We start from the raw sequence: 26,330 nt of genomic DNA on the forward strand, positions 1-26,330 counted from the left end.
GACAACGAGGCGGCCGATCCTAGGAGCTGGAGTGGACTTCAGCGCAAGCTCCGCGACCGGCACCCGACCCGATCGCGATGTGACACAGGTCACGGGAACCCGGTCCCGCGTGCCGGACAGTTCCCAGGAGTGACCACCGACGTGAGAACCCGCATCCGGGACGGCGATCCCGACGCCTTCGCCGAGCTGTACGAGACCTACGCGCGCTCCGTGTACAACCACGCCTTCCGCCTGACGGCCGACTGGTCGCTGGCCGAGGACGTGATGGCCGAGACCTTCGCCCTCGCCTGGCGGCTGCGCGCGAAGGTCGCGCCCGAGGGCGGCTCGCTGCGCCCCTGGCTGCTCGGCATCGCGACGAACGCGGCCCGCAACCACCGCCGCAGCAACCGCCGTTACCGCGCCGCCGCCTCGGCCGCCGCGGCTTCGGGACCGGCGGCGCTCACCGTCCCCGACCACGCCGAGAACATCGCCGGACAGGTCGACGACAGGCGCCGCATCGCCGCCATGCTCACCGCGCTCGGCACGCTCAGGCGCGCGGAACGCGAGGTCCTCGTCCTGTGCCTGTGGGAGAACCTCACCTACGTGGAAGCCGCCGCGGCCCTCGGCATCCCGCTCGGCACCGTCCGCTCCCGGCTCGCGCGTGCCCGCAAGCGCCTCGCCGCCCTCACCGACGCCGAACTCACCTCCCGTACGGGGGAACTCGCACTGCCCACCCGACAGACAAGAGGCGACCACATGCCCCGGCTCGCACGGAGAGGTACCCGATGAACGCCACGCCAGAGCCCCGGCCCACCGAATGGCCGCACAAGGACGCCCTGTTGCCCCCCGTCATCAGGGAACTCCCGCCGGGCCGACACGAGTTCCACAAGGAGCGCCTCATGGCCCAGATCCACGCCGATACGGAACGGACCACCCCGTCCGCGCGGCAGAACCCCGCTCGCCCCCGCGCCCCGTGGTGGCGCCGCCCCGTACTCGTACTGCCCCTGGCCGCCTGCGCGTTGGCCGGAGCGCTCGTGACGGGCAGCGCGCTCAGGGGCGACGAGGAGGGCACGGGCCTCGCCACCGGCCCCCTGCTGACCACCCAGGTCGCCACGGCCACCACGCACGGCACCGGCGGCCTCCTCCAGCGCGCCTCGGCCGCCGCCGAACAGACCCCGCTCCCGGCCCCCCGGCCCGGCCAGTACATCTACATCGAGTCGGTCACGGCGAACACGTACGTCCGCACCCGCGGCGACGACAGCGAGGTCGTCAGCGAGAAGTTGCACCGGCGGCAGGTCTGGGAGTCCCCGGACGGCCACAAGGGCTGGCTCGTGGAGCCGGGCAACCCGAAGGGCGGCATCACGCTCGACACGAAGGTGGACAGGGACGCGGCCTACGACGCGCTCGTCACCCTGCCCAAGGACCCCGACGCCCTGCTCCGCCGGATCTACGCGATGAGCGAGGGCCAGGGCAATGGCCCCGACCAGGCCGCCTTCTCGACGATCGGCGACCTCATCAGCGAGTCGTACCCGCCCGCCGGGCTCGAAGCGGCCCTCTACCAGGCCGCGGCGAAGATCCCCGGCGTCGTCACGCTGGACGACGCGGTGGACGCCGCAGGCCGCCACGGCGTCGCCATCGCCCGCCTCGACGAGAAGGCGGGCCTCCGCGAGGAGTGGATCTTCGACCGGAAGTCCCTCACGTTCCTCGGCGAGCGCACCGTCCAGATCCAGGTACCCCGGCACGCGAACGCGGAGGACCGCCTGATCAAGCCGGGAACGATCCTCTTCACGAGCGCGGTCACCAAGCGCACTCTGGTCGAAGGCATGAAGGAGGCGCCTTCGCAACGGAGTTGACAGCTCGCGCGGGAGGGCGGAGTCGGAGCCTCGCGTCTCCGCCCCCGCCCGTGCCGACCCGCCGGAACCGCATACGCGGTACGGATCAGGCGCGCGCCGCCGCGACGAAACGCGTCCACGCGGCCGGCGCGAAACCGAGGACGCGGCCACCGGCGTCCTTCGAGTCCCGCACGTGCAGCAAACGGGGCTCGACGGCGACCTCGACGCAGTCATTGTCATTGGCGCCGCTGTAGCTGCTCTTGAACCACAGCAGCTCGGCACGGTCCTCGGACGAAGACTTCGCGGTCATGTGTCTCCTAGCAGTTTTTCGATGAATTCCCTCGACCTGGCGGGCCCGAGGGCCTGCGAGCGCAGAATGCCATACCGGACTTCCAGCGCATGTACCTCCCGGGGGTCCGAGATGATGCGACTCGTCAACTGCGACTCGGAGTAGCCAAGCGTCTTGCCGTCCTCCAACCGCAGAACCTGCAACGCGCCACCCAGACCCGCGTGTTCCTCCGACTCGGTCGGCATGACCTGGAGTTCGACGTTGGGCCGCTCACCCACCACGAGCAGGTGCTCCAACTGGCCGCGTAGCACCGCCCGCCCACCGATCGGCCGCCGCAGTGTGACCTCCTCCAGCACGAAGGAGAGTGTCACCATCGGACGCCGGTCGAAAACCGCCTGCCGAGCCATCCGCGCCTCGACCAGCCGCTCGAACCGCTCACGCAGCAGGGCGGGACGCGCCTGGGAGAACATGGCCGTCGCGTATTCCTTCGACTGGAGCAGCCCCGGAATGTTGTGCGCCCCGTAGACCAGTATCTCGACCGACTCCCGCTCCAGCTTCGTCAGATGACGCAGCCTCCTCGGGTACCGGGCCTCGGCGACGTCCCGCTTGAACTCCGCGAGCTTTCCACCGGCCTCCAGGACCACATCGGCCTTCTCCAGGAAGTCGGGCTTCGGGATGCGCTTGCCCGCCTCTACCTTGTAGACCTGTGCCTCGCTGTACCCGATCGCCGAGCCGAAGGCTGTTTGCGAGAACCCGGCCCCCTGGCGCCAGAGCTTGATCTGCCGCCCGACGGCCTCAAGAACGGCAGCCGAGTCCTCCTCGTCGTCGATCTCCTCGACGGAGTCCCAGTTCTGGTCCCCCGAACCGGCGGTCTCCTCACGCGCCATGGCGCTCCTCTCTCCCGCGCGGGCCCGCACAAGGCCGTACAGCCCCGCACCCCACCCGCACAGTCACGCCCCGTACGGGCGTGATCACTGGAAAGCGTAAGGGGCGGCCGTCAGCCTTGGTGACGTGAATCACGAAATTCCACACCAGCCAGAAGCGACCCACCACACCTTCCGCGTGCAGTTGTCGAGCACACCCAGGGGCGCACGCCTGGCGCGCCTGCTGGCGGTCGAGCAACTGCGCGAGTGGGGCGTGGGGTTGACCGCGCCGCGGCAGATCATCGCGGAACTCGCCTCGAACGCCGTACGGCACGGACACGTGAACGGGCGGGACTTCGCGCTGGCGCTCGACCTGTCGCCGGACACGCTCCGCATCGAGGCGGTGGACACGCGCAGTGACAAGGACCTGGAGCCCACGGCGCCGCCCTGGTACGCGGAGTCGGGGCGCGGGCTGCTGCTCGTGGCGGCCTTCGCGGACGACTGGGGCGTGGAGTGGGGCCCCGTGCCGAGGAAGACGGTGTGGGCGGAGGTACGGCTGCGGAAGCGGAGTCAGTGGGGATAGCCGATCCGGGCCACGGCGGGGCGCGGTTCCTCGCGGTCGGTGCCGGCCCGGAGTACGGCGACGACCTCACGGTTCAAGGGCGGCGGCGCGTGAAAGTGCCGCAGGGCGGCCCTCATGCCTGCCGCACGAGCGGTACCGCCCCGGCTCCGCGCCGGGCCGCGTCCCTGCGGGCGCTCCCCGCGCTCGGGCCGGCCCCGACGATCTCGCCGTCCACCACGGCGACCCAGCCGCCCGCCGCCCGTGCCCGCTCACGAAGGCCGGCCGGATCGGCGAGCGGGTCGAGCGCGGCGCGCAGTGCGGGCGCGGGGGCCGTCGCGGGGACCGCGGCGACCGCACCCGCACGCCACTGCGCCGTCGTCCGTTCGCGGCCCAAGCGGCCTCGCCAATAGAGATGTTGGGCCACGATCAGCGGACCGAGCACCACCATCAGGGGGAAGGCCCCCGTCAGCGTGCCGGTCGCGAAGAGGACGCTGATCGCGCTGGACGCGAGGACGCCGAGCGCGCCCGCGAGCAGGGCCGCCGCGCGGCCGTACGCCTTCGCCGCGACGAGCGGGAAGAGCACGATCAGCAGGAGGTCGCCGAGGCCGAGGGCCACGGGTGGGTCGCCGCGCGTGACGGCGAGGAGCGGCGCGAAGGGCAGCCCCATGACCTGCGCGGCGAAGCGGTCCATCACCGAGGTGAGCGCCGTCGCCACGAGGTCGTAGACGGCGAGCAGCCCCGCGAACCACGCCGCGTGCACCGACCGGAACCCGCTCTGCGCCCACATCGCCGCGACCCCCACGACGGCGACGGCGAGCAGCACGTCGGTCAGCACCAGCACGGCGAGCGTCCGGTCCGTGAGGGCCAGCCCCCCGGTCGCGGCGACGGCGAGCACCGCGAGCACGGCCGCCCTCAGGCCGCCGCGTCCGCCCCCGCCGCCGAGCAGGGGCGCCAGCGTGAACTGGAGCGCCGCGCACAGGACGAGGCCGAAGACGACGGCCACGGCGGTACGGGGCAGTTCCAGGTAGAGCAGCGGGGCCACCATCACCACGGCCATGACCACGAGCACGTCCGGCGCTTCGTACTTCCCCACCGGCGGCCTCGGCATCCGCACCCGCGCGAAGTACCCGAGGCCGAGCAGCGTGATCGCGGCCACGCAGACGTTGAGCCCGATCAGCGCGGCGCTCATGCCGGGCTCGCGACGCGGACGGCGGCGGGGCGGATCGCCTCGAAGGTGTGCTCGCGCAGGTCGGCGCGGACGGGGCCGGTCGGCGGCATGTCGTCGGGGTCGTCGTGCAGCACGATGCCCTCCAGCGGGAGCCGGGCCGCGTTCGCCCGGTCCTCCAGCCGCCCGAGCAGGGCGTGCGCGGGCAGACTCGCCACGCGGAGGTGGAGTTCGGGCCCGCGCGGGGCCTCGACGAGGGCGTACCTCGCGGGCAGCAACACCTCGGGCTCGGCCTCGATCAGGTCCAGGAGGTCACGGGTCGTGACGGTCCGGCTCAACTGCCCCGACCAGCGTCCCAGAACAGGGCTCGTGGCGGGCAAGTGCGCCAGTTCGCAGTCGGGTTGCTCCTCGGGAACGCGTACGAGGTCGCCGGTCGCGTACCGCAGGAGCAGCGTGCACTCGCGGTACGGGACGTACGGGGTGTGCACGAGAACTCCCGTACCGCCGGGCGGAGTCGGCTCGTACGTCAGCGGGTCGCGTATCTCCGTCCAGCCGAACTCCGTGCTGTGGTGCAGGTGTCCGGCCGTACAGGGCGTGCCGCCCGAGGGCAGGGTCTCGGTCATCATGTATCCGGCGGAGATACGGGCCCCGAAGGCCGCCTCGGCGCGCTCGCGCAGCGGCGCGGAGAGTACTTCGCCGCCCACCGCGAGGTGTTCGAGGCCGAAGTCCCCGGGTCGCCAGCCGTCCCGCTCGGCCGTCTGGACGAGGGCCGCGAGGTAGGAGGCGGACACGTTGAGGTGCGTGATCTGCGCGGCCTTCCCCGGCAGGTTGAGCGGGGCCGCGAGGCGGTCGAGCGCGAGCGCCGGGTCCACGGTGCCGATCTGCACGAAGGCGGCGCCGACGCGGGTGACCGACTCCTCGGTGCTCAGCAGTGGCAGCGTGGCCCGCGAGCACCCGCCGTACGCCATCGTGTGGTGCGGGCGCAGTCCGACGCCGAGCACGGCGGACACCGTGCTGAGTGCCACCACGATCTCGGTCTCGGCCCGCGAGTACCACACGGCGGTGGGGGTGCCGCTCGTCCCCGTGGTGAGCGCCATCAGCGCGGGACGGGCCTTGGCCGAGACGAACGCGGCGGGGAGGGCGCGCAGCGCGGACTTCTCCGTGACGGGGATGTTCTCCCACGTCTCGGGTGTCAACGTCTCGGGATCGAGACCGTGTTCGGCGAAGAGCCGCTGGTAGTACGCGGTGTGCCGGGCCGCGGCGCGGGCGGTGGCCCGCAGGCCCCGTACCGCGACCGTGCGGCGGATCTCGGGATCGGCCTGCCCGGCCTGCCCCGGCAGCAGTGCCGAGTCCTCGCCCGGCTCACCGAACTCGGCGAGTGTGGCGACGAGATCGCGGGCGACGCGCTCCAAGTCGCGCGGCCGGATGGGCCGGTTGCGCAGGATCGCGGAGGTGTAGCGGAGCTGGCTGAACGCGGTGCCGAACACGGAGCCTCCCTGAAAGCCTGGACCGGGTCTGCTTCCCGGTCCAGGCCGGGCCTCGGTCCGGTCAGGCCATGCTGGCGAACATCGCGGCGGCGAGGGTGCTGTAGGCGTACTTGAGGTAGTGCTTGACCATGGCGGTTCTCCCTTGCTCGGGCCGTCGTCGAGGACGGCAGGGGCTACCTGTGACGCGTCGGCACCCCGCTTCCGGTGGGAACCCGAGGTCCGGCGCGCGCTCAGATTAAGGGAGTCGGGGGCGCGGCGACATAGGGGCGAGACACTTTCCCCACCCGTACACGACGACAAGTCCACCCCACTCGCCACACACGTCGCACACATCTCCCCCACCCCACCCGCACCGCCGTGCCGGGATCGGCGGTCCCATCCCGCCTCCCCGCCGCGAGGCCCGCCCACCACACAGCGGTGTGCCCGGCGGGGTCGCTCTCGCTACCCGTCGGGCACACCGTCGAGGGACGCTGGGAGTCAGTGGCTCCCGTGCAGGCGCATCCGCCGCCGGCCGTGGTGGCCGGAGGTCTGGAGGGGTTGCGGTGCCGGTTGACCGGAGTCCTCGGCGTTCGCCGTGCCCGCGGAGGCGCCGGTGCCTCCCCTGCGGTGCTCCGCGTCGAGCTGACGCCGCAGCCGGTCTCGTTCACCGACCGCCTCGCCGCCCTCCTTGCGCTGCACCGAGTGCCGGTGGTGGAGCCCCAGCCCCTCACGCATCAGCCACATCCCCAGTGCGAAGACCAGCGCGAGGCCGAGACCGCCCGCGAAAGCCCCCAGGGTACTGATGGTGAACGGATCGCTCCCGAAGAGGGACACCGTGTACTCGGGCCCTCCCGACGTGTTGAACGCGATCAGCAGGGCGGTGAACGCCGCTGCCGCCGCTGCCAGCAGAAGGCCGATGACCATCATGGGCAGCACCTCTTCACTGCGCGTCTCGCCGCGCATCGTCGCCCGCCCGGGCCCTTTGCCGCCCGGACACTTCAGGGCCTCCTTCCACGTTCCTCCTCCTGCCGCAAGCTCGCATCCCGGGGACGCTCCGGCTACGAAGAGGCCCGGTCCTGCGCGCCGTCCCGCGCGAGCAGGCGCCGGTCCCTCGCGTCCACGACCTCACGCACGGTCCGCCGCCACTCCCGCTTCCCCGGCGGCCGCAGGAAGAGGCCGAGCGGCACCCACAGGCCCAGCCCGGCGAGCCCCGTCCACAGCACCGGCCCCGGCGGCTCGCTCACGCCGATCCCCACGTAGACCAGCGCGCAGACGAGGGCGATCGCGGCGAGCAGCCAGCGGCCCCCCGGGCTGTTCTCGTCGAGGTCCTTGCCGTGCTCCAGCATGTGTTCCAGCTGCCCGCGCAGCCCTCTGACCCGCTCCCGTATCCCCGCTCCGAGCCACCACAGGACTGCGATCAGGAAGAGGTACCCGGCGATCGTGAGCGGCCAGTCCTTGGCCCCGTCACCGGTGAGTCCCCAGACCTCGAAGCGCCCGCGCGCCAGTTGCTCCGTCGCCGTCGTCCACATGACCGTCATGTGTCCACCCCCGTTCCCGCCCGTGCGGGTGCCCCGCCGGGCCCCGCGCACACGTTCCCGTCCACCCACGCGAAAGCCCGCAGGCACCAGAGCCCGCACGCACGAAAGGGCCCGTACGACCGAAGTCGTACGGGCCCTCTCAGGTCCGAGTCGCCCGCGCCCCCGAAGGGACGCGCGCCCTCAGATCACCGCCCGGGACACGTCCCGGGCATCAACTCACTTGTTGATCTTGGTGACCTGGCCGGCGCCGACGGTCCGGCCACCCTCACGGATGGCGAACTTGAGGCCCTCTTCCATGGCGACGGGCTGGATGAGCTCGACGCTCATCTCGGTGTTGTCGCCGGGCATGACCATCTCGGTGCCCTCGGGGAGGGTCACGACGCCGGTCACGTCCGTGGTGCGGAAGTAGAACTGCGGACGGTAGTTGTTGAAGAAGGGGGTGTGACGGCCACCCTCGTCCTTCGACAGGATGTACGCCTGCGCCTCGAAGGAGGTGTGCGGCGTGACCGAGCCCGGCTTGATGATGACCTGGCCGCGCTCGACGTCCTCGCGCTTGATGCCGCGGAGGAGCAGACCGACGTTCTCGCCCGCCTGGCCCTCGTCGAGCAGCTTGCGGAACATCTCGATGCCGGTGACCGTGGTGGTCGCCTTCTCCTGCTTGATGCCGATGATGTCGACGGTCTCGTTGACCTTCAGGACACCACGCTCGATACGGCCGGTGACGACCGTACCGCGACCGGTGATCGTGAAGACGTCCTCGATCGGCATGAGGAACGGCTTGTCGATGTCACGCTCGGGCTCGGGGATGGACTCGTCCACGGCCTTCATGAGGTCGAGAACGGACTTGCCCCACTCGGCGTCGCCCTCAAGGGCCTTGAGCGCCGAGACCTTGACGACCGGAAGGTCGTCGCCCGGGAACTCGTACTCCGAGAGCAGCTCGCGGACCTCGAGCTCGACGAGCTCGAGGATCTCCTCGTCGTCCACCATGTCGGCCTTGTTCAGGGCGACAACGATGTAGGGGACGCCGACCTGGCGGGCCAGGAGGACGTGCTCCTTCGTCTGCGGCATCGGACCGTCGGTCGCGGCGACCACGAGGATCGCGCCGTCCATCTGGGCGGCACCGGTGATCATGTTCTTGATGTAGTCCGCGTGACCGGGGCAGTCGACGTGCGCGTAGTGGCGCGTCTCGGTCTGGTACTCGACGTGCGCGATGGAGATGGTGATACCGCGCTGGCGCTCCTCAGGAGCCTTGTCGATCTGGTCGAAGGCCGAGGCCTCGTTCAGGTCCGGGTACGCGTCGTGCAGCACCTTGGTAATGGCGGCCGTGAGGGTCGTCTTACCGTGGTCGATGTGACCGATGGTGCCGATGTTGACGTGCGGCTTAGTCCGCTCGAACTTCGCCTTCGCCACTGGGTTCCTCCTGTGGAGTGGTTCTGTACGCCTTGCTTCATCGGCGCCAGGGATGATCTTTGCTGGGGTGCCGGGTCCCCCGGGGGGCGTCCCCACTGGTGAGCGGGGGCGCCCCCGTGCGGGGGTCCGGTGTCAAGCCTACGGCGTGAACTCGGGTGAGTTACTCGCCCTTGGCCTTCGCGATGATCTCCTCGGCGACGTTCCGCGGAACCTCGGCGTAGGAGTCGAACTGCATCGAGTAGCTTGCGCGACCCGAGGTCTTGCTGCGGAGGTCGCCGACGTAGCCGAACATCTCCGACAGCGGCACCAGGCCCGTGACGAGCTTGGCGGCCGAGCGGTCCTCCATGGACTGGATCTGACCGCGACGGGAGTTGATGTCGCCGATGACGTCGCCCATGTAGTCCTCGGGCGTCGTCACCTCGACCTTCATCATCGGCTCCAGCAGGGCCGGGCTGGCCTTGCGGGCGGCCTCCTTGAAGGCCATCGAACCGGCGATCTTGAACGCCATCTCCGAGGAGTCGACGTCGTGGTAGGCACCGTCGAGCAGGATGACCCGGACACCCGTGAGCGGGTAACCGGCGAGCACGCCGAACTCCATGGCCTCCTGCGCGCCCGCGTCCACCGAGGGGATGTACTCCCTGGGGATGCGGCCACCGGTGACCTTGTTGACGAACTCGTACCCGTCGCCCTCCAGCGGCTCCAGCGCGATCTGCACCTTCGCGAACTGGCCGGAACCACCGGTCTGCTTCTTGTGCGTGTAGTCGAGGCGCTCGACGGCCTTGCGCAGGGTCTCGCGGTACGCGACCTGCGGCTTGCCGACGTTCGCCTCCACGCGGAACTCGCGCCGCATGCGGTCGACGAGCACGTCCAGGTGGAGCTCGCCCATACCGGCGATGATCGTCTGGCCGGTCTCCTCGTCGGTCTTGACGCGGAAGGACGGGTCCTCCTCGGCCAGGCGCTGGATCGCGATGCCCAGCTTCTCCTGGTCGCCCTTGGACTTCGGCTCGATGGCGACCTCGATGACCGGGGCCGGGAAGTCCATCGACTCCAGGATCACCGGGTTCGCCGGGTCGCAGAGGGTCTCACCGGTGGTGGTCTGCTTGAGACCCATGACGGCGACGATGTCACCGGCACCCACCGACTCGATCTCCTCACGCTTGTTGGCGTGCATCCGGTAGATCTTGCCGATGCGCTCCTTCTTGCCCTTCACCGAGTTCTGAACAGAGGAACCCGACTCCAGACGCCCGGAGTACACGCGGACGAAGGTCAGCTTCCCGAGGTGCGGGTCGCTGGCGATCTTGAACGCGAGCGCGGCGAGCGGCTCGTCCTCGGAAGGACGACGCTTCACGATCTCCTCGGGGTTGTTGACCGCCTGGCCCTCGATCGCCTCGATGTCGAGGGGCGAGGGGAGGTAGCGGACGACGGCGTCGAGGAGGGGCTGCACGCCCTTGTTCTTGAACGCGGTACCGCAGAACACCGGGGTGACCGTGGTGTCGCTGCTCTTGCCCGAAGCGATGGTGATACGGCGGACCGCCGCGTAGAGCTGGTCCTCGGTGGGCTCGGTGCCCTCCAGGAACAGCTCCATCATCTCTTCGTCGTTCTCGGCGACGCCCTCGACGAGCTTGGCGCGCCACTCATCGGCGGTCTCGACCATGTCGGCCGGGATGTCGATGACGTCGTACGCCTCGCCGAGCGCCGTCTCGGCGGACCAGACGAGCGCCTTCATGCGGACGAGGTCGACGACACCCTGGAAGCCGGCCTCGGCCCCGATGGGGAGCTGCATGACGAGCGGGGTCGCACCGAGGCGGTCGATGATCATCTCGACGCAGCGGTGGAAGTCGGCGCCGGTGCGGTCGAGCTTGTTGACGAAGCAGATACGCGGCACGCCGTAGCGGTCCGCCTGTCGCCACACGGTCTCGGACTGCGGCTCCACGCCGGCGACACCGTCGAACACCGTGACGGCACCGTCGAGGACGCGCAGCGAGCGCTCCACCTCGACGGTGAAGTCGACGTGGCCCGGGGTGTCGATGATGTTGATGGTGTGGTCGACGTCGTGCAGCGGCCAGTGACAGGTGGTGGCGGCAGAGGTGATCGTGATGCCACGCTCCTGCTCCTGCTCCATCCAGTCCATGGTCGCGGCGCCGTCGTGCACTTCACCGATCTTGTACGAAACACCGGTGTAGTACAGGATCCGCTCGGTCGTCGTCGTCTTGCCCGCGTCGATGTGGGCCATGATCCCGATGTTGCGGACCCGGCCCAGGTCAAGCGAAGTGGTAGCCATAAGGCTTCAGTCTTCTCTCGGTCTCGATGGGGTCTGCGACTACCAGCGGTAGTGCGCGAAGGCCTTGTTGGACTCGGCCATCTTGTGCGTGTCCTCGCGCTTCTTCACAGCGGCACCCAGGCCGTTGGACGCGTCGAGAAGCTCGTTGGTGAGGCGCTCGGTCATGGTCTTCTCGCGACGGGCGCGGGAGTACCCGACGAGCCAGCGCAGGGCGAGCGTGTTCGCGCGGCCCGGCTTGACCTCGATCGGCACCTGGTAGGTCGCACCACCGACGCGGCGGGACTTGACCTCCAGGGTCGGCTTGATGTTCTCCAGCGCGCGCTTGAGCGTCACGACCGGGTCGGCGTTGGTCTTCTCACGAAGACCCTCCATGGCGCCGTACACGATCCGCTCGGCGGTGGAGCGCTTGCCGTTGAGCAGCACCTTGTTGATGAGGGAGGTCACCAGGGGGGAGCCGTAAACCGGGTCGATGATGACCGGGCGCTTCGGGGCGGGGCCCTTACGAGGCATTCTTACTTCTCCTTCTTGGCGCCGTAGCGGCTGCGGGCCTGCTTGCGGTTCTTGACACCCTGGGTGTCGAGCGAGCCTCGGATGATCTTGTAGCGAACACCCGGCAGGTCCTTCACACGGCCACCACGCACGAGCACGATGGAGTGCTCCTGCAGGTTGTGTCCCTCACCCGGGATGTAGGCCGTGACCTCGATGCCGGAGGTCAGACGCACACGCGCGACCTTCCGCAGGGCCGAGTTCGGCTTCTTCGGGGTGGTCGTGAACACACGCGTGCAGACACCGCGGCGCTGGGGCGAGCCGTCCAGTGCGGGCGTCTTGTTCTTCTCGACCTTGTCCTGCCTGCCCTTGCGGACAAGCTGCTGGATCGTAGGCACTACTACTCCGGTTTCTGTGTGCCGAATGGTAAAGCTAACCTGGAACACCCCCGACCCACGCGGTCGGGTGTGTCGGAACCGGGACTCCGTCGCGAGGCGTGACGCATCGCGCGGAAGGAGCGGATCAGGTGGCCGTTGTGTGGGTCCTTGGTGCGGTGTGTAGGCACGCACAGGGACCCGGGCACACCCCAGGCACGAGGTCAGAGCGTACCTACCGTATGGACCTGGGTCAAAACAAATGCGTGGGAGCTGGTCTCAGCGGTTGACCGACTGGATCTCCCGCACCTGTACGTCCTGCGGCTGCCCGTACGTCCCGTCGGGGAGATCCCCACCGGCCCCGCCCGTCCCCGTCCAGGCCGTGTCCCAGGTCACAGCGGTCTGGAGGCGGTACGCGGCGTCCCCGGACGACTTGAGATAGGTCACCCCGCACGGGGGCGTCCGGTCCGCCTTGCCCGCCGCGAACGGCTCCCCGATCGCCCCGCCCTCGCCGACCGGGCACGTACCGCTCCCCGGCAGCGTCCGGGCGTCCGCCGTACCGGGCTGGACGGCGAGCCGGACCGGCTTCGCCGTCGTCGTCGCCGACATCGCGAAACCACCGACCGCGAGGGTCGCCGTGACGGAAACGGGTTCGAGCTGCGACTTGTCGAGCCACACCCACGTCGGCAGGTTCACCTTGCTCGCCCCGGCCGGAGCGAGCTTCGCCTTGAGACTCGGCACCTTCATCCGCTCGTACGCGAGCCCGGCGAGGATCTCGGGCGAAATGGCATGCGGAACGTCCGGGGGGTCGGCGTTGTCGGCCCAGAACGGCGGCCGGTCGCACTCCATCATCTCGGCGAGGGAGGCGTCGTCGCGGAACTGGGCGGTCCAGTACATGCCCTTGCCCTTGTCGTCCTTGTGGTACTCGTCCTTGGCGTAGCCCTCGTTCTGCTCGGAGATCTCCCGCACGATGTCGGAGGCTCCCGGGTCGTGTACGGCCGTGTAGTACAACCCCTGCCGGGACTTCTGGAACTCCTCGGGGTCGTACTCGGGGGCATACCAACAGCCGGGCGGATCCCAATCGGCAACGGCAACGGAACCAGCGCCATTACCGCCGGAGGGGACTCCACCACGCTGACTGAAGGTGATGTGAGCGGAGATGTGGCCGCCGTCTTGTCCGGGTTTCCCCTTTCCGGAGTCAGCCTGACTGCCACCCCCCAGCTGGAATCCGCTGTCGCCCCCGCCGGCGGAGGCTGGAGCGATGCAGCCCACCATCAGCATCGCAGCCAACGTTCCAGCAAAGGCCGCCCCACGCACTCCAGAACTCACGCGCATTCCGCATCCCCCGTCGTCGCCTTCAGCTCTTTCGCGACCCACCTGTCGTCGCCCACAGAGACCATCCCGATCTCGTACTTGCTGTAGGCGTCCTCCGGTGAATCCCCTTCGACCTTCTTGCCGGTCTTCAGGTCCTTGCCGAAGTACTTCTGGTCATCGACGCAAAACTGGACCACGACGGTCTTGTGCGCCTTGACCACCTGCGTCGACTCTTTGTGCAGACGACGGGCCCCAGTGACCGAGCGCTTGTGGTCGACGTGGAGTTCGATGTTCTCCTCAGCGGCCGCGCGGGCGTTACTCGCGGGATACGAGTAGTAGCGATACGCGGCGTCGCTGGCATCCTGGCGAGCAATCGCTCGATCCAGCCCGATCACAAATCGAGCAGCGTCACGCAAAGCCCCCGCTTGGTCGGCTCCGCTCGGCGCCTCCCAGTCCGTCACCACCTTCAAATCCTTCGGCAAGCTCAGATCCGGCCCGCCCTCCCCCGCCCCGCTCTCCGACGGAGTCGGACTCGGCTTTGCCGAGGGTGACTTCTCCGCCCCCGCGATCTTCCCCTCATCCGCCCCGTCCGACTTCTCGTCGTCACCCCCGCACCCGGCCACCAGAACAGAAGCCGCCACAAGGGCGACACAAGCGGTCAAGGTGCGCTGACGCTTCACAGTCAAACTCCAAAAGGCGGGAACACATCCAGACGTACGACGAACTTAGCCAGGCACCGACCGACTTCGCCACCACTTAGTGCCCAACTACACGCATTCCGCACGCGCTTGCCATCCGTCACAACCCCAACGCCCCACCCCCGCCCCGGACACCCCGGCAATCGGGTGCCCTCTGTCGCCCCCGCACGGGAAAGCGCACCATGGGAAGCCGGACGAGTCCCCGGGGGGAACGCCATGCCCTACGACCCCGACCCCACCCCGTCCCCGCGCCCCGACGACGCGCACGGCACCCACGACGCGCACGACGCGCCCCGCGCCCACGACGCACCCCGCGCCCGCGCCCCGCACCGCCCCGCCCGGAAAGAACCCCAGCCCGTGAGCTGGCCCCGCGCCCTCACCCACGGCCTCACCAGCGCCTTCGTCCTCGTCCTCGTCCTCACGCTCTTCATGAGCTTCCTCGGCGAAGTCCCCTTCGCGCTGCTCTTCTTCGCCGGCCTCGTGCTCCCCCCGGCCCTCACCGCCCACCACTACGCCCGGCGCCCCCTCCCCCCGCCCCGTCCCCGCGGCACCCGCACCGCCCCCGAAGTCCTCGACTACGCCCGGGCGATCCAGTCGCTCGACTACCAACCCGGCCCCGGCTCCACGGAGGACGACCTCGCCGACTACCAACTCGCCCTGGACGTCTACGACAAGAGCCGCACCGCGGAGAGCGAGGACCTCGACGACGTACTCGCCGAGGGCTGGTCGGCGCTGACCCGCCTCCAGGCCCCCAACGCCGAGTGGAACCACGGCGAGGGCGACGCCGTGCTGCGGCTGCCGCGCCCCGAGCCCGGCACCATGGCGGTCCTCGCCCTCACGAGCCCGGCGCTCGGACTCGTCCGGGTACGGACGAGGGGCGGGCGCGGCCCCTGGGCGCGCCTGTACGAGGCCGGGGGCCCCGTCTGCGCCCGCCTGCCGCTCGCGGCCCGCGAGGAGGACTCCGTACAGCTCGAACTCCGCCTCGAAGGCGCCTGGCGCCTCGCCGTACTCGGCGCGCACGTCATCCGCCGCCTCACCCCCGCCGCACCCCGCCTGAGCGGCTACGGCGGCGACGTCCTCGCCCTGGAGACGCCGAAGTCGCAGCGCCTCTCCTTCCGGCACACCGGCCACGGCCCGTACCAGCTCCGCCGCCTCACCCCCACGCTGCGCCCGGCCGAGGTCCTCGCCGAGGGCATGGGCGAGGCCCGCCTCACCCTCCCCTCCCCCACCGGCTACCTCCAGATCCAGTGCCGGGGCGGCTGGACGCTCCGGGCGGCGAGCGGCGAGAGCCGCCGTGAGGACCCGCCCGCTACGGGCCTGCCACCGGCCCCCTGAGCCGCCGGAGAGTGGCCCCCACGACAAACGGCCGCCCCGCGTCCCCGAAGGGAGCGAGGCGGCCGTGGTCACACCAACCGACGGGGCTTACTGGTTGTAGGGCCCGTAGTCGTAGTCCTCCAGCGGGACGGCCTGGCCGGAACCCGTACCGAAGGGCGAGTAGTCGATGTCGTCGTAGCCGACGGCCGAGTACATCGCGGCCTTGGCCTCCTCGGTCGGCTCGACCCGGATGTTGCGGTAGCGGGACAGACCCGTACCGGCCGGGATGAGCTTACCGATGATGACGTTCTCCTTGAGGCCGATCAGGGAGTCCGACTTGGCGTTGATCGCCGCGTCGGTGAGGACCCTGGTCGTCTCCTGGAAGGACGCCGCCGACAGCCACGACTCGGTGGCGAGCGAGGCCTTGGTGATACCCATGAGCTGCGGACGGCCGGAGGCGGGGTGACCGCCCTCGGTGACGACCCGGCGGTTCTCCGTCTCGAACTTCGAGCGCTCGACCAGCTCACCGGGCAGCAGCTCGGCGTCACCCGACTCGATGATCGTCACGCGGCGGAGCATCTGTCGGATGATGATCTCGATGTGCTTGTCGTGGATCGACACACCCTGCGAGTTGTAGACCTTCTGGACCTCGCCCACGAGGTGCACCTGCACCGCGCGCTGACCGAGGATGCGGAGCACGTCGTGCGGGTTGGTGGCACCCACGGTGAGCTTCTGGCCCACCTCGACGTGGTCGCCCTCGGCGACCTCCAGACGAGCGCGCTTGGAGATCGGGTAAGGAGTCTCCTCGCCGCCGTCGTCCGGGGTGACGACGATCTTCTTGGTCTTCTCGGTCTCCTCGATGCGGACGCGGCCCGCGGCCTCGGAGATCGGGGCGACACCCTTCGGGGTACGCGCCTCGAAGAGCTCGACGACTCGCGGCAGACCCTGCGTGATGTCGTCACCGGCCACACCACCGGTGTGGAAGGTACGCATCGTGAGCTGGGTGCCCGGCTCACCGATGGACTGGGCGGCGATGATGCCGACCGCCTCACCGATGTCGACGAGCTTGCCGGTGGCGAGCGAACGCCCGTAGCACATCGCGCAGGTGCCGACGGCGGACTCGCAGGTCAGGACCGAACGGGTCTTGACCTCCTCGATGCCGTGGCGGACCAGCTCGTCGATGAGCACGTCACCGAGGTCGGTACCGGCCGGGGCCAGTACGACGTCCCCGACGACGACGTCCTCGGCGAGGCAGCGCGCGTACACGCTGGTCTCGACGTCCTCCGTCTTGCGCAGGACGCTGTCCGCCCCGCGCTCGGCGATCTTGAGGCGCAGACCGCGGTCGGTGCCGCAGTCCTCCTCGCGAATGATGACGTCCTGCGAGACGTCGACGAGTCGACGCGTGAGGTAGCCGGAGTCGGCGGTACGCAGGGCGGTGTCGGCGAGACCCTTACGGGCACCGTGCGTGGAGATGAAGTACTCCAGCACGGACAGGCCCTCGCGGAAGGACGCCTTGATGGGACGGGGAATCGTCTCGTTCTTGGCGTTCGACACCAGACCGCGCATACCGGCGATCTGACGGAGCTGCATCATGTTCCCTCGGGCGCCCGAGTTCACCATCATGGCGATCGGGTTCGTCTTCGGGAAGTTCTCGTTCATCGCCTCGGCGACCTCGTTGGTCGCGCGGGTCCAGATCCGGATCAGCTCACCGGTGCGCTCGTCCTTGGTGATGAGACCGCGCTCGTACTGCTTCTGGACCTTCTCGTCCTCGGCCTCGTACTGGGCGACGATGCCCTTCTTCGCCTCGGGGACGACGACGTCCGAGATGGCGACGGTGACACCGGAACGGGTCGCCCAGAAGAAGCCGGACGCCTTGAGGTTGTCCAGCGTCGCGGCGACGATCACCTTGGGGTAGCGCTCGGCGAGGTCGTTGACGATCTCCGAGAGCTGCTTCTTGCCGACCGAGTAGTCGACGAAGGGGTAGTCCTCGGGGAGGAGCTCGTTGAAGAGCGCCCGGCCCAGCGTCGTACGCAGCCGGAAGGAGTCCCCCGGCTGGTACTCCGGCGAACCGAAGTCGTCCTCGCCCTCGGCGGGCTCCGGCGGGGTCCAGCCGCGCGGCGGCATGGTGCCGACCGGGAAGCGGATGTCCACCTTCGCCTGGAGCGAGAGCTCCCCGGCGTCGAAGGCCATGATCGCCTCGGCGGTCGAGCCGAAGGACCGGCCCTCACCGATGACCTTGCGCTCCTCCTCGTCCGTGGTGAGGAAGAAGAGACCGAGCACCATGTCCTGGGTCGGCATGGTGACCGGTCGGCCGTCGGCCGGCTTGAGGATGTTGTTCGAGGACAGCATCAGGATGCGGGCCTCGGCCTGCGCCTCCGCGGAGAGCGGCAGGTGCACGGCCATCTGGTCACCGTCGAAGTCCGCGTTGAAGGCGGTGCAGACGAGCGGGTGGATCTGGATGGCCTTGCCCTCGACGAGCTGCGGCTCGAAGGCCTGGATGCCCAGGCGGTGCAGGGTCGGGGCACGGTTGAGCAGCACCGGGTGCTCGGCGATGACCTCTTCGAGGACGTCGTACACGACGGTGCGGCCGCGCTCGACCATGCGCTTGGCCGACTTGATGTTCTGCGCGTGGTTCAGGTCCACCAGGCGCTTCATCACGAACGGCTTGAACAGCTCCAGCGCCATCGCCTTCGGCAGACCGCACTGGTGCAGCTTGAGCTGCGGACCGACGACGATCACGGAACGCGCGGAGTAGTCCACGCGCTTGCCGAGGAGGTTCTGGCGGAAGCGGCCCTGCTTGCCCTTGAGCATGTCGGAGAGCGACTTCAGCGGACGGTTGCCGGGGCCCGTGACCGGGCGCCCGCGGCGGCCGTTGTCGAAGAGCGCGTCGACGGCCTCCTGGAGCATGCGCTTCTCGTTGTTCACGATGATCTCGGGCGCGCCGAGGTCGAGAAGCCGCTTCAGGCGGTTGTTGCGGTTGATGACACGGCGGTACAGGTCGTTGAGGTCGGAGGTCGCGAAGCGGCCACCGTCGAGCTGCACCATCGGACGCAGGTCCGGCGGGATGACCGGGACGCAGTCCAGGACCATGCCCTTGGGGCTGTTGGCGGTCTGGAGGAACGGCGAGACGACCTTGAGCCGCTTGAGGGCACGGGTCTTCTTCTGGCCCTTGCCGGTGCGGATGATCTCGCGGAGGCGCTCGGCCTCCTCCTCCAGGTCGAAGGACTCCAGGCGCTTCTGGAGCGCGGCGGCGCCCATCGAGCCGTCGAAGTACGTGCCGAAGCGGTCGCGCAGCTCGCGGTAGAGCAGCTCGTCGCCCTCCAGGTCCTGGACCTTGAGGTTCTTGAAGCGGCTCCACACCTCGTCGAGGCGGTCGATCTCGCGCTGGGCGCGGTCACGGAGCTGCTTCATCTCGCGCTCGGCACCCTCGCGCACCTTGCGGCGCGCGTCCGCCTTGGCGCCCTCGGCCTCCAGCTCGGCGAGGTCGTTCTCCAGCTTCTTGGCGCGGTTCTCCAGGTCGGAGTCGCGCCGGTTCTCGACCTGCTGGCGCTCGACCTGCACCTGCGCCTCAAGGGAGGGCAGGTCGCGGGTACGGCGCTCCTCGTCCACGTACGTGATCATGTACGCGGCGAAGTAGATGACCTTCTCCAGGTCCTTCGGCGCCAGGTCGAGCAGGTACCCCAGGCGCGAGGGCACGCCCTTGAAGTACCAGATGTGCGTGACGGGAGCGGCGAGCTCGATGTGGCCCATGCGCTCGCGGCGCACCTTGGCGCGAGTGACCTCGACGCCGCAGCGCTCGCAGATGATGCCCTTGAAGCGGACACGCTTGTACTTGCCGCAGTAGCACTCCCAGTCCCGGGTGGGGCCGAAGATCTTCTCGCAGAAGAGCCCGTCCTTTTCCGGCTTGAGGGTGCGGTAGTTGATGGTCTCCGGCTTCTTGACCTCGCCGTGCGACCAGGTCCGGATGTCGTCCGCGGTGGCGAGGCCGATCCGCAGCTCGTCGAAGAAGTTGACGTCGAGCACTATGCGTCAATCCCTCTCAGGGTTGTGTCAAAGGTGGTCTGTACGGGGTCCTGCGCCCCGGTCGTACGGGGCTGGGGTCACCACCCGGCCCGCCGGCACCCCTCCCAGGGTGTCCGGCGGGACCGGGTGGGCCCGTCAGACCTCTTCGACGCTGCTCGGCTCGCGCCGGGACAGGTCGATACCGAGCTCTTCCGCGGCACGGAAGACGTCCTCGTCCGTGTCACGCATCTCGATGGACATGCCGTCCGAGGACAGCACCTCCACGTTCAGGCAGAGCGACTGCATTTCCTTGATGAGCACCTTGAAGGACTCGGGAATGCCGGGCTCGGGGATGTTCTCGCCCTTGACGATGGCCTCGTAGACCTTCACGCGGCCGGTCACGTCGTCGGACTTGATCGTCAGCAGCTCCTGGAGGGCGTAGGCGGCGCCGTACGCTTCCAGCGCCCACACCTCCATCTCACCGAAGCGCTGGCCACCGAACTGCGCCTTACCACCCAGCGGCTGCTGCGTGATCATCGAGTACGGGCCGGTCGAGCGCGCGTGGAGCTTGTCGTCCACGAGGTGGTGGAGCTTGAGGATGTACATGTAGCCGAGGGCGATCGGGTCCGGGAACGGCTCGCCGGAGCGGCCGTCGAAGAGCCGTGCCTTGCCGGTGGGCTGCACCATGCGCTCACCGTCCCGGTTGGGGATGGTGTGCTGGAGCAGGCCGGTCAGCTCGTCCTCGCGGGCACCGTCGAAGACCGGGGTCGCGACGTTGGTGCCGGGGGCGACCTGGTCGGCGCTGATCGCCTGGAGGCGCTGCGCCCACTGCTCGGGGACCTGCGACACGTCCCAGCCCTGGCTGGCGAGCCAGCCGAGGTGGACCTCCATGACCTGGCCCGGGTTCATGCGCGAGGGCACGCCGAGCGGGTTCAGGATGATGTCGACCGGGGTGCCGTCCTCGAGGAAGGGCATGTCCTCGATCGGGAGGATCTTGGAGATGACGCCCTTGTTGCCGTGACGCCCCGCGAGCTTGTCGCCGTCGGTGATCTTGCGCTTCTGGGCGACGTAGACGCGAACCAGCTGGTTCACGCCCGGGGGAAGCTCGTCGCCCTCCTCGCGGTCGAAGACGCGGACGCCGATGACCTTGCCGATCTCACCGTGCGGGACCTTGAGCGAGGTGTCACGGACCTCACGGGCCTTCTCGCCGAAGATCGCGCGCAGCAGGCGCTCCTCGGGGGTCAGCTCGGTCTCGCCCTTGGGCGTGACCTTGCCGACGAGGATGTCACCGGCGATGACCTCGGCACCGATACGGATGATGCCGCGCTCGTCGAGGTCGGCGAGGACCTCCTCGGAGACGTTCGGGATGTCCCGGGTGATCTCCTCGGGGCCGAGCTTGGTGTCACGGGCGTCGACCTCGTGCTCCTCGATGTGGATCGAGGAGAGGACGTCGTCCTGCACGAGGCGCTGCGACAGGATGATCGCGTCCTCGTAGTTGTGACCCTCCCACGGCATGAAGGCGACAAGAAGGTTCTTGCCGAGCGCCATCTCGCCGTTCTCGGTCGCGGGACCGTCCGCGAGGACCTGGCCGACGATGACCCGGTCGTTCTCGTTGACGATGACCTTCTGGTTGACCGAGGTGCCCTGGTTGGAGCGCGAGAACTTCGCCAGGCGGTACGTGGTGTACGTGCCGTCGTCGTTCGCGGTCGTGATGTAGTCCGCGGAGACCTCCTGGACCACACCGTCCTTGTCGGCCTTGAGCACGTCACCGGCGTCGGTCGCGGAGCGGTACTCCATGCCGGTGCCGACGATGGGCGCCTCGGACTTGATCAGCGGCACGGCCTGGCGCATCATGTTCGCGCCCATGAGGGCACGGTTGGCGTCGTCGTGCTCCAGGAAGGGGATCATCGCGGTCGCGACGGACACCATCTGGCGCGGCGAGACGTCCATGTAGTCGACGTCGTCCCCGGGGACGTAGTCGACCTCGCCGCCGCGGCGGCGCACCAGGACGCGGGCCTCCTCGAAGTGGAGGTCGTCGGTGAGGGGCGCGTTCGCCTGGGCGATGACGAAGCGGTCCTCCTCGTCGGCCGTCAGGTAGTCGACGTCGTCGGTGACGACACCGTCGACGACCTTGCGGTACGGGGTCTCGACGAAGCCGAAGGCGTTGACGCGGCCGTACGAGGCGAGCGAACCGATCAGGCCGATGTTCGGGCCTTCCGGGGTCTCGATCGGGCACATGCGTCCGTAGTGGGACGGGTGCACGTCGCGGACCTCGAAGCCGGCCCGCTCACGGGAGAGACCACCCGGGCCGAGCGCGGACAGACGACGCTTGTGCGTCAGCCCGGACAGCGGGTTGTTCTGGTCCATGAACTGGGACAGCTGGCTGGTGCCGAAGAACTCCTTGATGGAGGCGACGACCGGCCGGATGTTGATGAGGGTCTGCGGGGTGATCGCCTCGACGTCCTGGGTCGTCATGCGCTCGCGCACGACGCGCTCCATACGGGCGAGACCCGTGCGGACCTGGTTCTGGATCAGCTCGCCGACGTTGCGCAGGCGGCGGTTGCCGAAGTGGTCGATGTCGTCGGTCTCGACGACGATCGTCTTGCCCTCGTCACCGACGGCCGCCTCGGTCTCGCCCGCGTGCAGCTGCACGAGGTACTTGATCGTGGCCAGGATGTCGTCGGTGGTGAGGACGCCGGCGTCCAGCGGCGCTTCCGAACCGAGCTTCTTGTTGACCTTGTAGCGGCCGACCTTGGCGAGGTCGTAGCGCTTCGGGTTGAAGTAGAGGTTCTCCAGCAGGTTCTGGGCGGCCTCACGGGTGGGCGGCTCGCCCGGGCGCAGCTTGCGGTAGATGTCGAGGAGCGCGTCGTCCTGGCCCTGGGTGTGGTCCTTCTCCAGGGTGGCGCGCATCGACTCGTACTGGCCGAACTCCTCAAGGATCTGCTCGGTCGTCCAGCCGAGCGCCTTGAGCAGTACGGTCACCGACTGCTTGCGCTTGCGGTCGATGCGGACACCGACCATGTCGCGCTTGTCGATCTCCATCTCCAGCCAGGCACCCCGCGAGGGGATGATCTTGGCGGAGTAGATGTCCTTGTCGGAGGTCTTGTCGATCGAGGAATCGAAGTAGACGCCCGGCGAGCGGACCAGCTGGGAGACCACGACACGCTCGGTGCCGTTGATGACGAAGGTGCCCTTGTTGGTCATGAGCGGGAAGTCGCCCATGAAGACCGTCTGGGACTTGATCTCGCCGGTCTCGTTGTTCGTGAACTCGGCGGTGACGAAGAGCGGCGCCGCGTACGTGAAGTCGCGGTCCTTGCACTCGTCGATGGAGTTCTTCGGCGGCTCGAAGCGGTGGTCGCGGAACGTCAGCGACATCGACCCGGAGAAGTCCTCGATCGGGGAGATCTCCTCGAAGATCTCCTCCAGACCGGACTTGGTGGGGACGGACATGCCGCCCGCGAGGGCCGCCTCGACGCGGGACTTCCAGGCGTCGTTGCCGAGCAGCCAGTCGAAGCTCTCGGTCTGAAGGGCGAGCAGGTTGGGAACCTCGAGGGGCTCCCGGATCTTTGCGAAAGAAATGCGCAGCGGGGCGGTGCTGGCACCGTTGTTCGTTTGTGCGGTCGAGGCAGTGCGCGAGGCGGCCAAGAGGGGGTCCTTCCGAGGGCTCGGACTCACTACGCGCGTACCGGTCCCGAGCTGGACGCACCGAGTGAAAGCCCTGGTCAGGGCCTGTTTCTTCGATCGGTGCTCGGCTCGGGGATGCCCCTGGTGACGGGCAGGAGGCAGCTAACAGGCAGCGCAAAGGGACAGTGTAGCCATATGGCCCACTGATGTCCAGTCCGGGTTTTCTCCCGGCTGCGCGAGACCCTCGCTGATCACAACTCCTACGCGTTCCGTGCGCCTGCCGACGCACTCCGATACTGCCCTCTTCGCCACCGATCCATGCCTCGGATTGAGGATCGTTGTGACGACGCGTCCTGAGAATTGCGCGCTGCGTGCCGTTCGTCAAGGCCCCCGCGTCCCGCCGCTCGGCCGCCGCGGGAACCGCGGGAGGCCGGGGCCCGGGACCGGGCGCACAACGAAGATCACCCTACCCGCAGGGGTGGAACGCCCGCAGCACCCGCCACGGCAACGCCGAAGGGCGACCACCCGGTTGGGTGATCGCCCTTCGACCCCTCGGCGTTACACCCCAGGGTGAAAACGTCGTGGATCGGTTGCCACGGCCGTCATCCGGCCGGGGCAGCCTTCGTACGTACGTGCCCGCGCGAGCCCCTCAGGGCCGCGCACCGGGCGCGTGCGAAAGGTCCTCGCGGACCTCGAATCACTTGACCTCGACGGAGGCGCCGGCGGCCTTGAGGGACTCGGCGGCCTTGTCGGCGGCGGCCTTGTCGACCTTCTCCAGGACGGGCTTCGGGGTGCCGTCCACGAGGTCCTTGGCCTCCTTCAGACCCAGCGAGGTCAGCTCACGCACGACCTTGATGACCTGGATCTTCTTGTCGCCGGCACCCGTGAGGATGACGTCGAACTCGTCCTGCTCCTCGGCGGCCTCGGCCGGGGCGGCGCCGCCACCCTGGACCGCGACGGCCGCGGGGGCGGCGGCGGTGACGTCGAACTTGTCCTCGAAGGCCTTCACGAACTCGGAGAGCTCGATGAGGGTCATTTCCTCGAACTGGGCGAGGAGGTCTTCCTGGCTGAGCTTCGCCATGATGGCGGTCCTTCCACTCTTCGGCTGGTGCCGGATGTACATGTCGGCGGGCGTACGTACGGCCCGCGTCGACCTCTGCCCGCTCAGCGGGCTCGGGTCAGAAAACGAGCCGAATTACTCGGCACCGCCCTGCTCGGCCTTCTTGGCACGAAGCGCCTCCGCGGTGCGGACGAACTTCGAGGGAAGCGCCTGGAAGAGCGCGGCAGCCTGCGACTGCTTGCCCTTCATGGCGCCGGCCAGCTTGGCCAGCAGAACCTCGCGGGACTCGAGGTCCGCAAGCTTCTTGATCTCGTCGGCGGAGAGAGCCTTGCCGTCGAGAACACCGCCCTTGATGACAAGCGCGGGGTTGTCCTTGGCGAAGTCACGGAGACCCTTCGCCGCCTCGACCGGGTCACCGGTGACGAAAGCGACGGCCGTCGAGCCCTTGAGGTGCTCGTCCAGCTCCGAGAACCCGGCCTCCTTGGCCGCGATCTTGGTCAGCGTGTTCTTCACCACACGGTACTGAGCGTTCTCGCCGAGAGAACGGCGCAGCTGCTTGAGCTGCGCGACGGACAGACCCGTGTACGCGGTAACGACGGCAGCGTTGGAGTTACGGAGCTTCTCCGTGATCTCCTCAACGGCATCGACCTTGTCAGCGGTCGCCATGTGCCTCGGCCTCCTTCCGGGGTGATGAGCTTCGACTGACCTCGCGATCAGCCGCAGACGAGCCGTGGACCACCGGGACGAAGGAGAGTGGAGAACAAACGAAACGCCCCGGCGCGGGCGCGCGGGGCGTGGCTCGACCGGACTGGACGTCCGGGAGCTGCGGTCCTCATTCGCACCTGCGCGGGTCGCTCGCGTATCTGCGAGTCCTTCGGCCACCACGCCTTGCGGCACGGGGGCGACCAGCGGTCTTCGGCTACGGAAGTGAGAGTACGGGAGCGGACCCGCCCGGAGCAAATCGCCCCCGGACGGGCCCGCGTCGGCCCTGGCTCAGACGCCGCCGAGCGCGTCTTCGAGTTCCTTCATGTCGGCGTCGCTCGGGTCGCCGTTCTTCGCGAGGTCACCGATGCCCTGGAGCATCTTCATGAGGTCCATCGTCTGACCGGCGGGCGGAGCGGTCACCTTGAGCGCACCGCCGAAGTCCTTGTACGTGGCCTTCGTGCTGATCTTGCCCTGCTTCGAGTTCGCGATGGTGTCCGCGCGCACCAGGAGGTCGTCCGGACCGATCCACAGATCGATCTGCTCCGACGTCACGCCCGACTTCTTGAGGTTGTCCTGCACCTGCTTCCGCGTCTTCGCGTCGAGGCTCTTGAGCGCGTCGGTCGTGTTGAGGATGGCCTCGGCGGACACCGTGCCGCGGAAGTGCTTCGCCTCTGCCCCGCCGACCTTCTCGGCGCCGACGTACTTCACGTCGTCGGCGGCGCTCAGCATGTCGATCTGCGTCGCGGGACCCTGCCCGAAGGAACCCATGAGCTGGTCGAACTGCTTCATCGCGTCCTGGCCCTCGGCACCCCCGGCCTTGGCCGCGGCGGCGAGGTCGATCTTCATCCAGCGCTTGCCGTCCAGCTCGGCCGCGCCCTCCTCGCCCACGTCCATGTACATGACCGAGCCGGTCCACCTCATGGTCATCTCGGCCGGCATGCCGGCTTCGGCCTCGGCGTTCTCCACGGCCATGTCCATCGCGACCGGGTCCCAGCCGAGCTTGCCCTTCATGTGGGCCGGAGCGGTCGTCTCGGTGAGCCCCGCCGGGGTCTTCGTCGTCATGTCCACCGCGGCGGACTTGAAGGAGGCGGTCTTCTCCGAGGCGGCCTTCAGCGCCTCCTGCGGGTCCACGTCCTTGGCCGGCGCGGCCGAGGACTTCTCCGCCGCCGGCTTGGCGTCGCTCTTCTTGTCGCCCGAGTCGTCGCTGTCGCACGCCGTCGCCGCGCCGCCCAGGAGCGCCACCGCGATCGCCGCGCCCACGACGCGACCCGTCCGCCCCCGGCTCCAAGCTGTCCTGTTCATTTCCCCACCCCATGCCGACACTGTGCGTGCCCCCGATTTTTCCCGCACATTACCTGAGGACTACGA

At 69.0% G+C, this 26,330-nt stretch carries 21 protein-coding genes; 4 read left to right on the forward strand and 17 right to left on the reverse strand.

From position 1 onward, the window contains the following. Positions 1-129 precede the first annotated feature (129 nt). Together ACIP4O_RS27935 and ACIP4O_RS27940 are read left to right on the forward strand one after the other, a co-directional pair. Positions 130-768, forward strand: coding sequence for an RNA polymerase sigma factor (locus ACIP4O_RS27935; protein ID WP_401578636.1), 639 nt, complete (start codon positions 130-132; stop codon positions 766-768). Then, positions 765-1,832, forward strand: coding sequence for a CU044_5270 family protein (locus ACIP4O_RS27940; RefSeq protein WP_401578638.1), 1,068 nt, complete (start codon positions 765-767; stop codon positions 1,830-1,832). The genes ACIP4O_RS27935 and ACIP4O_RS27940 overlap by 4 nt, the downstream gene beginning before the upstream one ends. An 85-nt stretch (positions 1,833-1,917) precedes the next feature. Here ACIP4O_RS27940 and ACIP4O_RS27945 read toward each other — a convergent pair whose 3' ends face one another. Both ACIP4O_RS27945 and ACIP4O_RS27950 read right to left on the reverse strand, forming a co-directional pair. Then, positions 1,918-2,121, reverse strand: coding sequence for a DUF397 domain-containing protein (locus tag ACIP4O_RS27945; protein ID WP_401578640.1), 204 nt, complete (start codon positions 2,119-2,121; stop codon positions 1,918-1,920). After that, positions 2,118-2,987, reverse strand: a complete 870-nt coding sequence (locus ACIP4O_RS27950) for a helix-turn-helix domain-containing protein (protein ID WP_401578642.1) — start codon at positions 2,985-2,987, stop codon at positions 2,118-2,120. Before ACIP4O_RS27950 ends, ACIP4O_RS27945 begins: the two co-directional genes overlap by 4 nt. A gap of 124 nt (positions 2,988-3,111) precedes the next feature. On the opposite strand from ACIP4O_RS27950, the gene ACIP4O_RS27955 reads away from it, so the two are divergent. Further along, on the forward strand, positions 3,112-3,546 hold the full coding sequence (locus ACIP4O_RS27955) for an ATP-binding protein (RefSeq protein ID WP_401578644.1): 435 nt from the start codon (positions 3,112-3,114) through the stop codon (positions 3,544-3,546). Between the two features lie 112 nt (positions 3,547-3,658). On the opposite strand, the gene ACIP4O_RS27960 is transcribed toward ACIP4O_RS27955, so the two are convergent. The 10 genes from ACIP4O_RS27960 to ACIP4O_RS28005 form a co-directional block, all read right to left on the reverse strand. Beyond that, the gene (locus tag ACIP4O_RS27960; RefSeq protein ID WP_401578646.1) at positions 3,659-4,714 is read right to left on the reverse strand and encodes a hypothetical protein; all 1,056 of its coding nucleotides are present in this window, start codon (positions 4,712-4,714) and stop codon (positions 3,659-3,661) included. After that, positions 4,711-6,177: a phenylacetate--CoA ligase family protein gene (locus ACIP4O_RS27965; RefSeq protein ID WP_401578648.1), complete on the reverse strand. Its 1,467-nt coding sequence runs from the start codon at positions 6,175-6,177 to the stop codon at positions 4,711-4,713. Before ACIP4O_RS27965 ends, ACIP4O_RS27960 begins: the two co-directional genes overlap by 4 nt. 477 nt (positions 6,178-6,654) lie before the next feature. After that, the gene (locus ACIP4O_RS27970) at positions 6,655-7,119 is read right to left on the reverse strand and encodes a hypothetical protein (RefSeq protein WP_401578650.1); all 465 of its coding nucleotides are present in this window, start codon (positions 7,117-7,119) and stop codon (positions 6,655-6,657) included. A gap of 95 nt (positions 7,120-7,214) precedes the next feature. Continuing rightward, entirely contained in the window at positions 7,215-7,694 is a 480-nt protein-coding gene (locus ACIP4O_RS27975) for a hypothetical protein (RefSeq protein WP_401578652.1), read from the reverse strand. Between the two features lie 216 nt (positions 7,695-7,910). Next, positions 7,911-9,104, reverse strand: a complete 1,194-nt coding sequence (gene tuf / locus ACIP4O_RS27980; protein WP_164291058.1) for an elongation factor Tu — start codon at positions 9,102-9,104, stop codon at positions 7,911-7,913. 160 nt (positions 9,105-9,264) lie between these two features. Further along, entirely contained in the window at positions 9,265-11,385 is a 2,121-nt protein-coding gene (gene fusA / locus ACIP4O_RS27985) for an elongation factor G (protein ID WP_361328869.1), read from the reverse strand. 39 nt (positions 11,386-11,424) lie between these two features. Next, positions 11,425-11,895 carry a 30S ribosomal protein S7 gene (rpsG, locus tag ACIP4O_RS27990; RefSeq protein ID WP_008746138.1) on the reverse strand — a complete coding sequence of 157 codons (471 nt, stop codon included), beginning with the start codon at positions 11,893-11,895 and terminating at the stop codon, positions 11,425-11,427. A gap of 2 nt (positions 11,896-11,897) precedes the next feature. Continuing rightward, complete coding sequence (gene rpsL, locus ACIP4O_RS27995; RefSeq protein WP_007823146.1) at positions 11,898-12,269, reverse strand: 30S ribosomal protein S12; 372 nt, start codon at positions 12,267-12,269, stop codon at positions 11,898-11,900. Positions 12,270-12,524: 255 nt separating this feature from the next. Then, positions 12,525-13,214, reverse strand: coding sequence for a hypothetical protein (locus tag ACIP4O_RS28000; RefSeq protein ID WP_401578655.1), 690 nt, complete (start codon positions 13,212-13,214; stop codon positions 12,525-12,527). Between the two features lie 356 nt (positions 13,215-13,570). Continuing rightward, on the reverse strand, positions 13,571-14,239 hold the full coding sequence (locus tag ACIP4O_RS28005) for a hypothetical protein (RefSeq protein WP_401578656.1): 669 nt from the start codon (positions 14,237-14,239) through the stop codon (positions 13,571-13,573). Positions 14,240-14,473: 234 nt separating this feature from the next. Between ACIP4O_RS28005 and ACIP4O_RS28010 the strand changes: the two genes are divergently transcribed. Further along, positions 14,474-15,592: a cell wall protein gene (locus tag ACIP4O_RS28010; protein ID WP_401578658.1), complete on the forward strand. Its 1,119-nt coding sequence runs from the start codon at positions 14,474-14,476 to the stop codon at positions 15,590-15,592. 87 nt (positions 15,593-15,679) lie between these two features. Here the strand turns inward: ACIP4O_RS28010 and ACIP4O_RS28015 are convergent, their stop codons facing one another. From ACIP4O_RS28015 to ACIP4O_RS28035, 5 genes are all read right to left on the reverse strand, one after another. Further along, on the reverse strand, positions 15,680-19,594 hold the full coding sequence (locus tag ACIP4O_RS28015; RefSeq protein ID WP_401578660.1) for a DNA-directed RNA polymerase subunit beta': 3,915 nt from the start codon (positions 19,592-19,594) through the stop codon (positions 15,680-15,682). Positions 19,595-19,729: 135 nt separating this feature from the next. Next, entirely contained in the window at positions 19,730-23,218 is a 3,489-nt protein-coding gene (gene rpoB / locus ACIP4O_RS28020) for a DNA-directed RNA polymerase subunit beta (protein ID WP_361328885.1), read from the reverse strand. A gap of 676 nt (positions 23,219-23,894) precedes the next feature. After that, positions 23,895-24,278, reverse strand: a complete 384-nt coding sequence (gene rplL, locus ACIP4O_RS28025; protein ID WP_401578662.1) for a 50S ribosomal protein L7/L12 — start codon at positions 24,276-24,278, stop codon at positions 23,895-23,897. A gap of 114 nt (positions 24,279-24,392) precedes the next feature. Next, entirely contained in the window at positions 24,393-24,923 is a 531-nt protein-coding gene (gene rplJ / locus ACIP4O_RS28030) for a 50S ribosomal protein L10 (RefSeq protein WP_008746149.1), read from the reverse strand. Positions 24,924-25,250: 327 nt separating this feature from the next. Next, positions 25,251-26,264: a hypothetical protein gene (locus ACIP4O_RS28035; RefSeq protein WP_401578664.1), complete on the reverse strand. Its 1,014-nt coding sequence runs from the start codon at positions 26,262-26,264 to the stop codon at positions 25,251-25,253. Between the last annotated feature and the right edge of the window lie 66 nt (positions 26,265-26,330).

Source organism: Streptomyces sp. NPDC088923 (assembly GCF_044749745.1).
Taxonomy (GTDB): domain Bacteria; phylum Actinomycetota; class Actinomycetes; order Streptomycetales; family Streptomycetaceae; genus Streptomyces.

What these genes read in the sequence shown, in the direction of transcription:
- ACIP4O_RS27940 (WP_401578638.1), top strand. Translation starts at nt 765, where the DNA reads ATGAACGCCACGCCAGAGCCCCGGCCCACCGAATGGCCGCACAAGGAC.
- ACIP4O_RS28010 (WP_401578658.1), top strand. Translation starts at nt 14,474, where the DNA reads ATGCCCTACGACCCCGACCCCACCCCGTCCCCGCGCCCCGACGACGCG.
- ACIP4O_RS27950 (WP_401578642.1), bottom strand. Translation starts at nt 2,987, where the DNA reads ATGGCGCGTGAGGAGACCGCCGGTTCGGGGGACCAGAACTGGGACTCC.
- ACIP4O_RS27960 (WP_401578646.1), bottom strand. Translation starts at nt 4,714, where the DNA reads ATGAGCGCCGCGCTGATCGGGCTCAACGTCTGCGTGGCCGCGATCACG.
- ACIP4O_RS27945 (WP_401578640.1), bottom strand. Translation starts at nt 2,121, where the DNA reads ATGACCGCGAAGTCTTCGTCCGAGGACCGTGCCGAGCTGCTGTGGTTC.
- rpsG (WP_008746138.1), bottom strand. Translation starts at nt 11,895, where the DNA reads ATGCCTCGTAAGGGCCCCGCCCCGAAGCGCCCGGTCATCATCGACCCG.
- fusA (WP_361328869.1), bottom strand. Translation starts at nt 11,385, where the DNA reads ATGGCTACCACTTCGCTTGACCTGGGCCGGGTCCGCAACATCGGGATC.
- rplJ (WP_008746149.1), bottom strand. Translation starts at nt 24,923, where the DNA reads ATGGCGACCGCTGACAAGGTCGATGCCGTTGAGGAGATCACGGAGAAG.
- ACIP4O_RS27970 (WP_401578650.1), bottom strand. Translation starts at nt 7,119, where the DNA reads ATGCGCGGCGAGACGCGCAGTGAAGAGGTGCTGCCCATGATGGTCATC.
- ACIP4O_RS28035 (WP_401578664.1), bottom strand. Translation starts at nt 26,264, where the DNA reads ATGAACAGGACAGCTTGGAGCCGGGGGCGGACGGGTCGCGTCGTGGGC.
- rplL (WP_401578662.1), bottom strand. Translation starts at nt 24,278, where the DNA reads ATGGCGAAGCTCAGCCAGGAAGACCTCCTCGCCCAGTTCGAGGAAATG.
- ACIP4O_RS27975 (WP_401578652.1), bottom strand. Translation starts at nt 7,694, where the DNA reads ATGACGGTCATGTGGACGACGGCGACGGAGCAACTGGCGCGCGGGCGC.